The organism is Haliscomenobacter sp. (genome assembly GCF_965225875.1).
Classification (GTDB): domain Bacteria; phylum Bacteroidota; class Bacteroidia; order Chitinophagales; family Saprospiraceae; genus Haliscomenobacter.
Map to the genome: position 1 here is coordinate 2,109,132 of NZ_CBDDBS010000003.1, position 14,257 is coordinate 2,123,388.

13 protein-coding genes are annotated in these 14,257 nt (G+C 43.1%); 5 read left to right on the top strand and 8 right to left on the bottom strand.

The features are described from left to right. Nucleotides 1-2: 2 nt before the first annotated feature. From ACO08K_RS28710 to ACO08K_RS28720, 3 genes are all read left to right on the top strand, one after another. Nucleotides 3-917, top strand: coding sequence for a hypothetical protein (locus tag ACO08K_RS28710; RefSeq protein ID WP_421799939.1), 915 nt, complete (start codon nucleotides 3-5; stop codon nucleotides 915-917). A 69-nt stretch (nucleotides 918-986) separates the two neighbouring features. Then, a complete protein-coding gene (locus ACO08K_RS28715) occupies nucleotides 987-1,364 on the top strand; it encodes a hypothetical protein (protein ID WP_421799940.1) in 378 nt (125 codons plus the stop codon). A gap of 116 nt (nucleotides 1,365-1,480) precedes the next feature. Continuing rightward, nucleotides 1,481-1,870, top strand: coding sequence for a hypothetical protein (locus tag ACO08K_RS28720; protein ID WP_421799941.1), 390 nt, complete (start codon nucleotides 1,481-1,483; stop codon nucleotides 1,868-1,870). Nucleotides 1,871-1,966: 96 nt separating this feature from the next. On the opposite strand, the gene ACO08K_RS28725 is transcribed toward ACO08K_RS28720, so the two are convergent. From ACO08K_RS28725 to ACO08K_RS28760, 8 genes are all read right to left on the bottom strand, one after another. Beyond that, entirely contained in the window at nucleotides 1,967-4,897 is a 2,931-nt protein-coding gene (locus tag ACO08K_RS28725) for an ELWxxDGT repeat protein (RefSeq protein ID WP_421799942.1), read from the bottom strand. Between the two features lie 111 nt (nucleotides 4,898-5,008). After that, entirely contained in the window at nucleotides 5,009-5,137 is a 129-nt protein-coding gene (locus ACO08K_RS28730; protein ID WP_421799943.1) for a DUF3526 domain-containing protein, read from the bottom strand. A gap of 13 nt (nucleotides 5,138-5,150) precedes the next feature. Next, the gene (locus tag ACO08K_RS28735; protein WP_421799944.1) at nucleotides 5,151-5,888 is read right to left on the bottom strand and encodes an energy transducer TonB; all 738 of its coding nucleotides are present in this window, start codon (nucleotides 5,886-5,888) and stop codon (nucleotides 5,151-5,153) included. 350 nt (nucleotides 5,889-6,238) lie between these two features. Further along, nucleotides 6,239-6,793, bottom strand: a complete 555-nt coding sequence (locus ACO08K_RS28740; RefSeq protein WP_421799945.1) for a DUF3828 domain-containing protein — start codon at nucleotides 6,791-6,793, stop codon at nucleotides 6,239-6,241. Nucleotides 6,794-6,961: 168 nt separating this feature from the next. Further along, on the bottom strand, nucleotides 6,962-7,372 hold the full coding sequence (locus tag ACO08K_RS28745) for a hypothetical protein (RefSeq protein WP_421799946.1): 411 nt from the start codon (nucleotides 7,370-7,372) through the stop codon (nucleotides 6,962-6,964). An 85-nt stretch (nucleotides 7,373-7,457) separates the two neighbouring features. Beyond that, nucleotides 7,458-7,838: a hypothetical protein gene (locus ACO08K_RS28750; protein ID WP_421799947.1), complete on the bottom strand. Its 381-nt coding sequence runs from the start codon at nucleotides 7,836-7,838 to the stop codon at nucleotides 7,458-7,460. Between the two features lie 199 nt (nucleotides 7,839-8,037). Beyond that, a complete protein-coding gene (locus ACO08K_RS28755; protein WP_421799948.1) occupies nucleotides 8,038-8,829 on the bottom strand; it encodes a LytR/AlgR family response regulator transcription factor in 792 nt (263 codons plus the stop codon). Next, on the bottom strand, nucleotides 8,826-10,790 hold the full coding sequence (locus ACO08K_RS28760) for a tetratricopeptide repeat-containing sensor histidine kinase (protein WP_421799949.1): 1,965 nt from the start codon (nucleotides 10,788-10,790) through the stop codon (nucleotides 8,826-8,828). The genes ACO08K_RS28755 and ACO08K_RS28760 overlap by 4 nt, the downstream gene beginning before the upstream one ends. A 459-nt stretch (nucleotides 10,791-11,249) precedes the next feature. On the opposite strand from ACO08K_RS28760, the gene ACO08K_RS28765 reads away from it, so the two are divergent. Next, the gene (locus ACO08K_RS28765; RefSeq protein ID WP_421799950.1) at nucleotides 11,250-12,005 is read left to right on the top strand and encodes an MbnP family protein; all 756 of its coding nucleotides are present in this window, start codon (nucleotides 11,250-11,252) and stop codon (nucleotides 12,003-12,005) included. Nucleotides 12,006-12,054: 49 nt separating this feature from the next. Then, a complete protein-coding gene (locus ACO08K_RS28770; protein WP_421799951.1) occupies nucleotides 12,055-14,205 on the top strand; it encodes a T9SS type A sorting domain-containing protein in 2,151 nt (716 codons plus the stop codon). The last annotated feature ends 52 nt before the right edge of the window (nucleotides 14,206-14,257 follow it).

The following is a 14,257-nucleotide window of genomic DNA, read 5'->3' on the forward strand; positions in this document are numbered from 1 at the left end:
CTATGAAAAAGATATTCTGGGTACTCAGTCTGCTTTTCAGCCTGAATCAAAACTCAGTTTTGGCTTGTGATGTGTGCGGCTGTTCAGCCGGAGCTTATTACCTGGGCATCATGCCCCAACAAAACAACAATTTCCTGGGAATTCGCTACCGTAACAGCATTTACGACGGACACGGAGGCCTGGTGCCTTATGGCGCACACGATATTTTTCAAAGCACGGAACTGTTCTCCCGGTATTACCTGCATCCACGGGTACAGTTGCTGGGTTTTGTACCCTTTAGTTTTAACCAGCGCATGCAAACCGATCGGGAAATGAAGGTTCAAGGTTTGGGTGATGTGTTGTTGTTGGCCAATTATCAACTGTGGAATACCGCAAGGGGCAACAACCTGGAAGGCTGGCGGCACAGTTTTTTTGTAGGGGGTGGGCTGAAATTACCCACTGGGCAGTTTCGTTTTACCGAAACGGATGCTACCCAGGTGAACAATGCCAACTTTCAATTGGGCTCCGGTAGTCTGGACTATTTATTGAGTTCCAATTATACCCTACGTTGGAAAGGTTGGGGCTTGAATCTGGAAGGCAGCGTCAAACTCAACGGCAAAAACGCGGATGACTATCGCTTTGGCACCCGGGTTAGTGGCAATGGCAATGTGTTTTTGATCCGACAATTGAGCAAAAGCCTAGGCTTAATGCCTTATGCGGGATTGTATGTTGAACAAAGTGCTGCCGATTGGCAAAAGGGTACCGAAGTAGAGGGAACTGGCGGACCTTTGATGGCGGCCAACACCGGCCTCGACCTGTACCTGAACAATCGCTGGTCCCTGGGTTTGAAGTATCAATTGCCTTTATACCAAAATTTGGGCGATGGGCATCTTGACGCCAAACGACGGTTTATGGCACAGGTATTAATCCTTTGGTGATGAATGCCACCGTTTTTTCCTATTGAAGTCTAATATCTTTGTACTCAATTAATTCATAAAACCAAATCAATGAAAAAGTACTTTTTTGCATTGCTGTTGCTGGGATTGGCCCAGCTTTCTTTTGCCCAAAAAGCCACCGGTTGGGATGAATTGGATGCCTACCACTCGGTAATGGCGGCAACTTTCCACCCTGCTGAAGAAGGCAACCTCAAACCACTGATGGAACGTTCGGGTGAATTGGCCGAAAAAGCCAAAATCCTCAAAGCTTCGGCTATCCCTGAAAAATACCAAAAAGACGGGGTGAAAACTTCCATCAAACTACTGGCTAAAGAATCCAAAGCCATCGACAAGTTTGTAAAAACCAAACCTGCAGATGCAGAGTTGACCAAAGCCATCACTTCATTGCACGATCGCTTCCACCAGGTGATGGAGGAGTGTATGCATTAAAGTGAGAAGTGAGAAGTGAAAAGTGAGAAGTGAAAAACTATAAATAATTTTTCACTTCTCATTTCTTACTTCTTTTCTTATCTTTTAACTGATAATTAACCAATTGAATCAGCCGAATGACTAGAGTGTTTTACTCTTATTTTCTGGTCTTTTTGATGCTCTGGCCCGTGTGGAGAACTGGGTTGGTGTGGGCTTGGTTCATGGTTAATCAAACTTACATTGCGCAAGAATTGTGCATCAATCGGGACAAACCCGAATTGACTTGTAATGGCAAATGTTTCCTCAGCTTCCAACTCAAAGCTACACCCAAAGATGGGGACAAACAAGTAGCACATGGCGTAGAAGACCTAATGGGCAAAACCTTATCTTTTGATTTTCAATATCCTTCTCTAGTTTTTTTTACGCCTAAAGCCTCTCCACTGAATCAACATAAGGATTGTTTCTCTTCCCAAATTGTAGTGCTTCCCCCACAGAAGCACGCCCTTTTTAGACCTCCCATTGCTTAAATTTCAGCTGCTTGCTTGGATTTGATTTAGTCTTGTTACATCGAGGGCTGAGTGCGCTATGCGTTATCCCGCCTAATTGTTTCTGGAAAATCGCATTTACCGCACAATCACAATCTTCTTCACCTTCCGTTCCAAACTCCCCTCCGCTCTGATCTCCAAAAAGTAAATCCCATTGGGCAAGGTATTCACATTCAATTCCGTAGATTCTTCATTTAGAAGAGTGGGCTGCACCACTGTGCGACCATTCGCATCGTACAATCGAGCAACCAGCTTGCCATTCTCTACATTGCGGCGCACAACGAGTTGATCAATGGCTGGATTGGGAAAAACCAGGATTTCGGGCAGGCGCGGTTCATCGATGGAAACGACATTGTCGGAAAGTAGCCGCCAGAGTTCTTGTCCATGCACCCCATCATCGGCTGAAAAATAGAGGTCATTTTTAAAAACAGTGAAATTATCTGGACTACTGGAAGCTGGCCCCACGTTCAAGTCAAAAAGCATCTGAGTTCCCGCCTCCGTGCCATCACTTCGCCAAAGTTCATAGCCATTGATGCCGTTGTCGGAAGTGAAATACAAATACTTGCCCCAAGAGAAAAGACTGCGCGGATAGGTTCGGGTGCTGGAATTGATAAGTTGTTTGACGCGTACGGTTCCTGCGGAGGTTCCGTCGCTTTTCCATAGCGATTCCTTCCCACCACCGCCGTCTTCCACGATAAAAAACAGCTCTTGTTGATGTGGAGTAAAATAACGAGGAGCAGAGCCTTGCGGGCCTGGAAAAATGTCTTTCACCAGTACTGTTCCTTCGGCAGTACCATCGCTTTTCCATAGCTCTGCCCCAATTGAGAAATCAGAAGTAGTGAAATACAAATTTTGATTGAACACAACTCCATTACGTGGTGTCGAACCATCTTGGCCTGGGTTAATATCTTTGACGATTTTGGTACCTGCATTACTGCCATCACTAATCCACAATTCATCTCCCATGCCAATGGATTGGGCGTTCAAAAACAGCTTTTCGCCCACTTTTCCCAATATCTCACGAACCACTACGAGGTTAGGTTGAGTAGTAACCACAGTAGTGCCTGCGCTGGTACCATTGGTTTTCCAGAGCTGTTGCCCCCACAATGCATCACTAGCGATGAAAAAAAGCAAGCTATCTTGTAAAACAAAAGGAAGATTATAAGAATAATCAGGAAAAGCTTGCTCAGGGAAGTAAACGTCTTTTAGCAATCGCGTGCCTGCATCAGTGCCGTCCGAAACCCAAAGTGCATTGCCCTGCTCAAGCGTATAAGCATTAAAAATTAGTTTATCTCTTAGCACCCCAATGTATCTAGTGCCACTGATTTCTTTACCCAGGTAGTCTTTCAAACGTACGGTACCTTGCTCCGTGCCATCGCTCTTCCAAAGGTGGTGGGTCTGCCTCTCCGTCTCATGGATAGCTGAAAAGACGTACTGATCCTTATAAACCGTCGCTAAGAGAATATCTGCATTTTCTGCGCCAGGAAAAATGTCTTTAACCAGTTGTGTGCCTTGTGCGGTGCCATCTGATTTCCATAGTTCAGCCCCCAGCCTTTGGGTCCTCCCCGAAAACATCAGGTGATCTTTGACTACTTTGATCTGACTGGGAAAAGAACCTGATCCAGTTGGGTCAAATCGAGTAAAAAGTTGGGTTCCCCCCGCCGTTCCATCGCTTTTCCACAATTCCTGGCCATTGTCACCATCTTGAGATCTATAATAAATGTTATTTTTAAAAGCGATCAATCCAATGGAATCGCTTGAGTTTCCACCAGGATTGATGCTGCTGATACGACTAGTTCCGGTAGGGGTACCATCCGTGCGCCACAATCCACCGCCTTGTAAGCTATCAGTGGCTGCAAAGAAGAAGTGAGTGGCATTGCTAGTGCTTTGAAAGGGTAGACGGTTAAAAGAGCCCCCAGGGCCAGTAAAAATATCCCTGATCAATTGAGTTCCTGCTGCTGTCCCATCACTTTTCCAAAGCTCGAAACCATGGGTGCCATCGTCGGCTACAAAAAAAAGCTGATTGTTGAAGGATCGAAAATTGTATGGATTGGCACCTAATGCTCCTGGTCGAATATCCTTAAGCATTTTAGTAGATTGGGGCGTACCCTCGCTGTGCCAAAGTTCGTACCCATTGGCATCAGTAGAAGCAGTGAAAAAAAGCTTATTTCCAGCCACAGTGAGATTGGTTGGATTAATGCCATTACTCCCGGGATTTAAATCGGCAAATAATTTTGTACCTCCGGGCGTAGCATCGGATTGCCACAATTCCCAACCACTGCTGTTGTCATTGGCTACAAAATAAATCAAGTCTTTGAACACTACGAATTCAAAAATGCCAAACTGGAGGTCTACTGCTTTGATCAAACTGGTACCTGCGCTGGTCCCATCACTTTTCCAAAGTTGGTTACGTCCAGAGGAGTCTTCAGCTAAAAAGATCAACTGATTTTTATAAATCTGGAAATTATTCGGGCTAGCCAAAAAATCAAATTCAAAAACCCGGGTAGTGCCTTCACGTGTATTATTGGTTTTCCATAATTCCGATCGACCCGTATCAGTGTCACGGTGAATGAAATAAACCTGATCGCCAAGTTTGATGAATTTGCCATTTTCACCACTGGAAACACCATTCACAGTGGAAACTTTGAGTATAGTGGGCTGAGGGTTGATCAAATTGAAAGCCCAATATTGCAAGGTATTGGCATCGAGGCTTCTAACCAGATAGCAAAAATCGTCAATGATGTTAAGATCCCAATATTGGGAGCTGGTATTACCAATGTTAAAGTTCATTATCAATTTAGTGCCTGCCTCTGTTCCGTCGCTGAGGAATAAGTCGCGGCCGTATTGATTTTGAAAAGCAGTAAAAACGAAATGACTACTTCCTGCCTTTAAATTAAGCGGATCACTACCAATGGTCGATTTATTGATGTCGGTGACTAAAAACTGGCTTTTGAGTAAAAAAGGGAGAAATAAAAGGCAGGATAACAAAACGTAAAGTTTGGTTCGCATAACAATGGGTTTGGGATGAAATGGTTTTGCCTGTAAGTTGTTATTTTTGGTTGAAAATGGTGTGCGAAAAAAGGAGAATGTAAAATAGACGACAGCGCCGACACTACTTTGTTAAGCCTGAAAACGCTCCGTGGCTTCCCAGTACTGCAATTGTTGCTGCAAATCCGCAGCAGCCAGGCGATTGAAGGCCAGTTGGGTGTGGCTAGAAGGCGAAAAGTAGGCAAATAAATTGGTGGTCAAGGAGCCTATACATTTATTCAAATGAACGGATATTCAAAAGATTGACCATGCAGTTCTCCATATTGCCAATGGTGAGAACAAAGCTCTGTTTGACTTTTAAACCGTTAGAAAGCGCTGCTGGCTTCCAAGTAGGCATTTTTGAAATAGCCGCAACCAGCATTTCGTCAATTTTTGGATCTTTTGATGGCATGGCAACTTGGATATCCGCAACCTGCCCCTGTTCGGTAATGGTGAATTTAATGGCCGTCAAATCATAACCCGCAAAACTTCCTGCTTCAATCTTTACAATGCCATTTTGTTGCAGGTATTGAATCAATTGCGCTGCACTTTCGCCATAAGTAGCATTTTTATCAGGCATGATCGTAACGCTGAAATCGTATTGCTTCTCGGTGTTAACTTTCAACGAGTTTTCGGGCAAGTAGCTTACGCTTACAGCAATATCGCTGCTGCGGTCAGCCGATTTTATCAGTTCTTTTTGCTCCTGATTTAAGACATCGCTGGTACCCGAAGCCCTTGTTTTGATCCCATTTTTATATGCTGAAATTTCCACGGAAATGTATTTTTTCACCCAAGATGTGGGGTACCGTTTGTCCAAATCCGTAAGTGTGTTTATTTCAGCCAGCTTATTTTCCTGGATCGAAATGAATGGTAGAACCTTGTTTACTTCAAATTTCAGCTCATTCTGGGCAAAACCGTTGAAAGCGCATCCGATCGAGAGAAGCACTACCAGTAAAAACTGATTTTTTTTCATACCTGCATTTTTAAAAGGCATTAGGAATGAGGCGAAGATAAGCTGTTTTAGGGTGTAAAAATGATAAGTTTTTGTATTGAGATTGTGTTTCAGGGAACGGTTCGATGTACGCCCGTGCCACTGTGCTTTGGCGTTGAGCGTTGACTTTCAGCGGCATGGACGTACATCCTTGTACTAAGTTTTTGAGCCTTCGGAAGTTTGAAAACTTCCGAAGGCTTGGTTTACGTCATTTTGCTGCGGCAGTAACACAACCAAAGTTGGTCAGAAGCCATTTGCCAATTTTAAATCAATAGTGCGGCGCAAATCACCATTTGAATGATGTGTTTCATATGCAATACTTTGCACAGTAACTATTCACAAAAAATCCTAGAAATCAACCATTTGCCGTTCTCTTTGACCAATTCCAACTTTTTGGCGGTATAATCCTCTAAATCCAGAATTGCTGTAACTTTTTCAGTACCTAAACCTTGGACTTCCACCGGCGCCGTTGTCAAAAGCTTGAAATCCTCAATCTCCTGGGAACAGAGGAAGCGGTCGTAATCAAGACCCGATAAGGGGAATTCATTACCGTTTTCCTTGCCTTTTGCCCAAATCGCTTCGTATTTTTTCAGATACGCCATGTCATTGTCAATAAAGGCCTGACTGAGAAAACCACTTTTCATCATTTGTGCGTGATAGGCTGCTACTTTTGCCATGTCTAATTTTGAAAATTCACCTTCTGAGTCAACATAATCAATGCGCTCAATACCCGCCGGAGGATACCATTTGTAAAAATTATGCACCACATCGGTGATAGCCGCTAATTCAGCTTTAGGATCCGTTGGCACATTATTCTTAGGTGCTTCTTGACAAGCGGAAAAAGATGTCAATGCAAGGCAGATAACAAATAATTTTCTCATTTTCATGGCTTTATGAATTTTATAAATATTGAGGGGCTTTGTATGCTATATGACGCATAATAGCGTTTTAGGCATTAATTTTTTTCATCCTCGTTGCTTTTTTAAAAAAGCAAAGCTGCAGGAAACTACGCCCGCAGCCATGCTTTTTTCGATAAATAGCGTTCGGATTGAAGGCTACTTGCCGTTTGTCATTGATGCCCAAATAGGTTTGTTGTCTTGGGTGTAAACACACAAGTTGCCATCGTCCTGTAATACAAGATATTTACCACCTTTACCATGACATTGTGCGCTCCAAACTTGTGTAGGGCCATTGTAAATAAGAAAGCTACCATCGTCATTAAAAATTACGGTACTTGATGCTTTTCCATTGGTCATGGTTGCCCAAATAGGAGCGTTAGCTTTGTTATACAAGCACAAATTGCCATCTCCTTGATAAATTAGTTTGTAGTTGCCATTAGCTGACCTCAAAATCGTTTTGTTAGCATCACCTTTAGACCAAGTAGTCGGGTAAGTAGCTGGTGATTGTGCTTGAGCAGCGAAGCTCAAAATGGTGACAAAAAGCGAAAGAAGAAAATACTTTCTCATAGGAAAATGATTTTAAAGTGTTTGAAAAATGAATGATTGATTTAAACTTAACCTATTGATGAAGAAATACTTAGAAGTATAATCTTCATTGTTTTTTAGTCATCGTCAAGGGTTTTAGGTTTTTTCTATCCGCGGTGTTTGCATAAAACCCTGAGCCTATACTACCCGTTATTTTGCCGTAAAAAGTTTCGATTTTTTTTACGCCATTGATGAATTGTTCCAAGGTGATTGACCAGTTGCCTTTACCATCTTCCGACCACGTGAAATTCGCCAACTTACTATCGGGCATCAACACATTGCCTTTATTGCCAGTATCGCCAAATATGAAATTGTAGGGTTTGGCAGATATAGCTGGTACGGTCACATTCCATGTTGTTCCGGATAAAGACTGGGCTTTTATATTTTGTATAGACAATAGGCATAATAAAATGCCGGAAATCCATATTTTCTTTTTGCCTGTTTTCATGAAAAAAATTGAAATGAAGAATGTCAATATTCTCTTGAAGCATGATGTAAATTTAGGAGGGAAAAAACAGGCTGAAAATTAATGGGACGGTTGACAGAAGAGGTGGGACGGTTGGTAGAATCAGAGGGACGGTTGGTAAAATATGGTGAACGGTTGGTAGGATTAGATGAACGGTCAATAGGGATTGGCTGGGAGTAACTCAAGAATAAAACTTTAAATGCTTCAGCACATCGTCTTTAAATCCGCGACTAATGGGGATTTCCGATGCACCAATTGTTAAAAAATTCGCACCAATTTTATCTATACACCGCTTATTCACGATGAAAGAGCGATGCGTTTGGATGAAATAAGCTTCGGGCAGCGTCTTTTGGAAATCGCTTAGCGTAGAGCGAATGATCTGGCTGCTCCCTGCAAGGTGCAATTCGAGATAGTTTTTGTACGCCTGTATATATTGAATGTCTTTAATCGTAATTTTTTTGAAAACCAGATTGTCTTTCACAAAAATCGTATCAGTAAGTTGCAATACCCTATGGTTATCGGGTTGGTGCTTGGACACACGGTGTTCACGTCGTTGTTCATTAAAATTGGTCAGTGCGATTTCAATCGTTGTATAAATATCGGCTTGTGTGAATGGCTTTACCAAATAACCGTAGGGGTGGGTGCCTGCTGCGGTTTTTACCGTTGCGCTGTCGCTGAAGGCTGTCAAAAAAATAAAAGGGATTTTGTATTTTTTCTGAATTTGCTCCGCTACCCATATCCCATTTTTATCGCCTTTGATGTTGATGTCGAGCATCGCAAAGTCGGTTTTGCCTTTTTCCAATATTTTTATGGCTTCATCGGCGGACATGGCATCGCCCGATACTTCATACCCGCTCTCTTCTAAATAGTCGCGAAGCAAGTCCAACGTAACAAACTCATCTTCGACAATGAGAATGCGAACATTCTTGTCCATAAAATTCAACTTTTTTAACAAATAAACATTGATAATCAAGCAACTTGATTGATGCAGCAAATCGTAAATGTAGTTCCTTCCGCACTTGAGGTAAAATCCAATTTACCATCCAATTGCCGTACCAAACCCCGTACCAAATTTATACCTAAAGACTTTGTTTTATCGATATCAAAATTTTGGGGCAAGCCCACGCCATTGTCTTGTACATCCAAAACCATTTTATTGGCCGTTTGGTGAAAGCGGATTTGGATTTCGCCCTTGGTGCGGTCTTTGAATGCATATTTATAACAATTGGTTATCAATTCATTTAAAATCAAACCCAAAGGAATGGCCGTATCAATATCCAACACCGAGTCGTCTACATCTAACTTTAAGGCAATATCTTGAAACTCGCTTTTCTGCGATTTTTCGATGTTTTTGGTGAGTGTTTCCAGGTATGATTTTATTTGGATGGTGGTTAAATTATCCGATTGATACAAATTTTCATGCACTAAAGCGATGGAAAACACCCGGTCTTGTCCTTCTTTCATCAGTTTGCGGGTTGTTTCATCCCAGGTTTGACGGGATTGTTTGTCGAATAAACCCGATATAACTTGTAGATTATTTTTTATCCGATGGTGAATTTCTCTCAACATGTTTTCTTTTTCGCCAAGCGATTGTTCGAGCAATGTTTTTTGTTTGGTAATGGTTTGATTGTCTTTTTTGATGCGGCGGTACACCACAAAGGCGATGGCACCAAAAAGCACTAAGGTAATGAGCGCCAAATTGCGAAGGCGTTCTTGCAGGCGGTTTTCTGCTTCTGCCGATTGGATTTGTGAAAGATAATTATCCGATTTTACCCTGGATTCTATTTGCCAGAGTTTACGTTTATCGTTGCGGCGTTCGAGACTGTCTTGCAGTTCGGCAACCAATTTCATATAGCGAAATGCATTGGTGTAGTCCTTTTTCGCTTCGTAATAATTGACGTAGTTTTGATATAATTTTAAAGGTTTGAAGTAATTGGCTTCTGTTGATAAAGGAATATACGTTTTGAAAAATTCAACTTTTTTGAGCAAAGGCTCGACTTCATTTAATTTCCCCAATTTCAACTTTATTTTTATTAAAACGTACAAAGCATCAAAGGCAGCAACTACTTTTTCAGGGTTATTGATGTCCTCTTGGGCTTTATATTTGGCATATCCTCTATCTGCATACTTTTCGCCCTTTTCAAAATTGCCCATCTCAAACAGATACAGCGCAATATCTAATGAAGACAAGCCTTGCCAAAAAGTGGAGAACCAAGAGTGTTCTGCGTCGTATTGATTGTTTAGGTTTAAATCATATATTTTCTCTGCATAAGCGATTGCTTTAGGATAGTTTTTAGCATCGGCATAAATGGATTGAATCAAATTTAAGATCAAAGTGTGGATATGTGGGCTGCTGTACAACTTTGGCTTATTCAAATTTTCCGCCTCTAATAAACATTCTAAAGCCTTATCATAATCGCCCAAAGCATAAAAATTACCCCCTATTTGTAGTAAAATTTGGTCAATAGAATATGGCCTAAAATTGTCAATACCTAAGCGTTTTATTTTTTCAAAACAGTGAATAAAAGCTGAATATACTTGTTGTTCGCTTAATTTTTTGTTACCAAAATCGTCGAAGGCTATGTGGTATTGAGCAACGACTGATTCTATGTCTAAACCTCTTTTTGCAGCAGCATTACTCATGTTTTCAAGGATTTTTGGAAACAGTTCGTCATTAAAAACTTTAAACTGCTCCGCAAATCGCATATACTGAAAATGCCAAAAGAAGAGCGTTTTATCGTCTTTTTTAGCTTCAATAACAGGTAAAATAGCATCATAAGCGGGTTTGTCCATTTTCACAACGTTGCTGTCCGCTAAAAAAGCGAAGCGCTGCGCTGTGGTAGTGAGCTTACGGAATGCTTCAACACTCTGGGCTTGTTGTGCAGAAATAACCGATGCTGCAAAGAGAAAAATGAGCACTGCAAACTGCTTCATTCAATTGGGCTTTGTTTAAAATAGACTTAAAAGGTGTGTTACCCACATGGAGGGGTGGCACATCTTGCTTTTTTTAAAGGCAAAAGCAAATGTTGATGGTTTTTGCAATTTTACTCACGTTGTTGATTTTAGGGTGGTAAAAATTTTTTAAAATTAATAAAGTTTTGTGTTTACTGGAATGAAATTTAGCCACTTGATCATTGGTTAAATTCCCTTTGTTTTATTCAACAAGCAATTGCCCATTAATTTTCAAATCATCAATTGAGCTTTTGATCCTAGTCCAGCTTTTTATGAAGGATATGGGCATAAAGCGCTTGACTAAATTTTTGCGGGGTTTGCAAAGCAACCCAAGCGCAGTAAAAGAGGTATAGAGTAAAGCGCAAATCAAATGTTTTGCACTTTGCCTATTCCAAAAACGTAATGCTACTTGTTAACAAGTTTCAATCCATTGATTTGACCATGAAAAACCTATTGCCAATCTTTATCCTCCTCCTCCTCGCCGCATGCTCCAACGAAGCGATCGAGCCTGAGGAACCCACCGTAAAAGGCACTTTTTTACTGCACTTACACGCCTACGTAGGTTTACAGGAAGTAGACTTGTATGGTATCAATTACGAAACACCCGAGGGCCGCAGCATGTCTCTGGACTTTTCGCAGCTGTACATTTCGGACGTGCAGTTGGTCAAAGCTGACGGCTCCGTGTACGCGATCAAGAACAAAAGTTTCCTAAAAAACCTCAAAGTTCACACCTACGAGATTGGTCAAGTTCCCATAGGCACTTACAAGTCGATCCGCTTTAAAGTGGGCCTTCCACCAAGTACTAATGCCTTGAATCCTACTGTCCCAAGTGATTCAGCGATTCTCAATCAGCCCAGCATGTGGTGGGGGAATACCGCCCAACCCGGCGGGTACGTCTTTTTGAACGTTCAGGGAAAAATCGACACTTCGCTCACCATGAATAAAGCTCCCGTACCTTTTGTCTATAAAATTGGCACCAATGCCCACTATGTACAAGTCCAACTGGGGGAAAAAGAATTTACTATTGAAGAGGATGCTTATGTATACGGGCACTTGATCGTAGATTATAGCAAACTTTTTACTGGCATCACCCTGAACCAGGCCAGTTCATTAAGTGTAAAAACTGCTGCTGAAAACAATGCTGCTTTGGGAAAAAAAATTGCCAACAACATTCCAGCCATGTTCACCTATGAATGATCACAACATCCATGGCTCATTATTTTTTAACACCCAACAACATTCATTCATGAAACACAACTACCACTTTTCCATTAATATACTTGCTTTACTGGTGCTCTTCATGCTCTCCAGCCAGTCGCTTTGGGCCCATTTTGGTTCAAAAGGCCCTTTTGGCGGCTCGGTTAGCGTAGCCATTGCCAACGATTCCACGGTGTACATCGGAACTTTTAATGGCGGGGTTTATGAGAGTACCAACTCAACACTAAGCAATTGGAGGCCCTTACCCGTGGGTTTGAGGAGTGGTAAAATAACTGCCCTTGCCCATTCGGGAACCAATTTATTCGCGGGAACCCTAGACGATGGTGTTTACATTTACAGTGGTGTGGTTGGCACCGACAAGCACTGGGTGAGGATCAGCAATGGCTTGACCAATTTGAGGGTTACTTCCCTGGTTGCCCTGGATGCCAATACCCTGATTGCGGGTACGGAAAGTGGTGGCGTGTACAAAACCACCGACAAGGGCGCCAACTGGAAAGCCCTCAACAGTGCCTGGTTGAATGGCACAACAGTAACTGGCCTCTTGAAACTCGGCAACCGCATCATTGCATCCTCCCGCGAAGGAGGAGTGTTTGTCACCAAAGACGGCAATGGATGGGACAGTTTCAGCGATGGCAAAACCCTTGACGTGGATGGCACCAACTCCATTTCCTACAACGCCAAAACCAATGAACTGGCGGTTATCAATAAGGATGGCCTGTTCATTTTGTCCAATGCCAGTGCGGTGACGGGCAACATCAACTACCGGAGCATCCAAACTGGGCTGCCAGCAGGGACAAATATGCGCGCCATCGGAAACAATGGTGACAATTGGTTTTTGACCACCAACAAAGGGGTTTATACTTCCACCACGGGCGCAACCTGGGCTCCAGCAAATAACGGGCTGGCAACCAGCGATGTTACCGTAGTACTGGGCTTCAGAACAACTGTATTACTTGGCACTCGGGTGGAAGGCATTTACACCGCTCCGGCCAGTACCCTCAACTGGGTGAGCCGCAACAACAACTTCAACAACCTCCAAACCTACGCCATGGAGGCCAGCGGCGAACGGATCGTGGTGGCTGCTACCGAAAAAGGGGTCTTCGTCAGCAGAGACCTGGCCTCAAGTTATACAAGAGCCAACAAGGGTTTGAAAGACAGCCTCAACGTCACCTACCTCAAGTTTTTTGGCCGCAACTTGTATGCTTCCACCCAAAATGCTGGGGTATTTGTCAGTGCCGATACCGGAAAAACCTGGACGGCACTTAATGGCGGTTTGCTCGATTTGAACATTAAAAAGATCTACGCATCCAGCAGCAACATCTACATCCTGGACGACAGCTATGGGGTATTTCAACTGAACGGTTCCACCTGGAATTCTATTCAAGCGGGGCTACCCGCCAATACGCTACTCAGTTCGATGGCCTTTTACGGCAGCAAAATCCTGCTGGGTACGCTGGGTCAAGGGGTGTTCATCCGCGAAACAGCTGGAGGTGCCTGGACTGCGGCCAACACTGGACTTGCCAATCTGCGGGTGACCTCAGTGACCACCAATGGCAGTAGGTTATTTGCCGGAACCGATGGCGCAGGTGTATTTGTTGCCAATCTCGATGCAGCGAACTGGGCTCCAACTGCGGCTACCTCCATTTCACATACCACTTTGATGGGCCTGGATGGCAGCAAAATACAAGACATGGCCCATTACAACGGCTATATTTTTGCCAGCTACAAAGGTGGCTTGCTGGCCACTTCGGACAATGGCCAAACCTGGATCGCCGGGGGGAATCAGTTCAATTTGCCGAGTTATACCAGTGTACCCCGAATTTCCTTTGTCACTACACGGGTGTTTGTCTCTACGGAGTTCAATTCCTTGTATTCCAATGCCCTTTCTGAGCTTCCAGCCGTTGTAAGTGGTGTAAAGGACCTCAATCCGGCCTTGAACGCCGCCATTCGGATTGTGCCCAATCCCAATGATGGTCGCTTCGCCATCCAGTTGGACGATGCTCGCAACAAAGTGGAGGGAATTACTTTGTTTGATCGAATGGGGAGAAGAATTCAGGATTTCGGCAAACCCAATGATTTGCAAAACATCCAAACAAGTGTACAATTGCCAATTGGGATATATTTTGTGCAGATCCGAACGACGGAAGGGCTTGCGCTGAAAAGGATTGTGATTCGTTAATTTTGCCACCGATCAGGTCCCAAAAGGTAGGAGCATGACATTTATCGGTGGA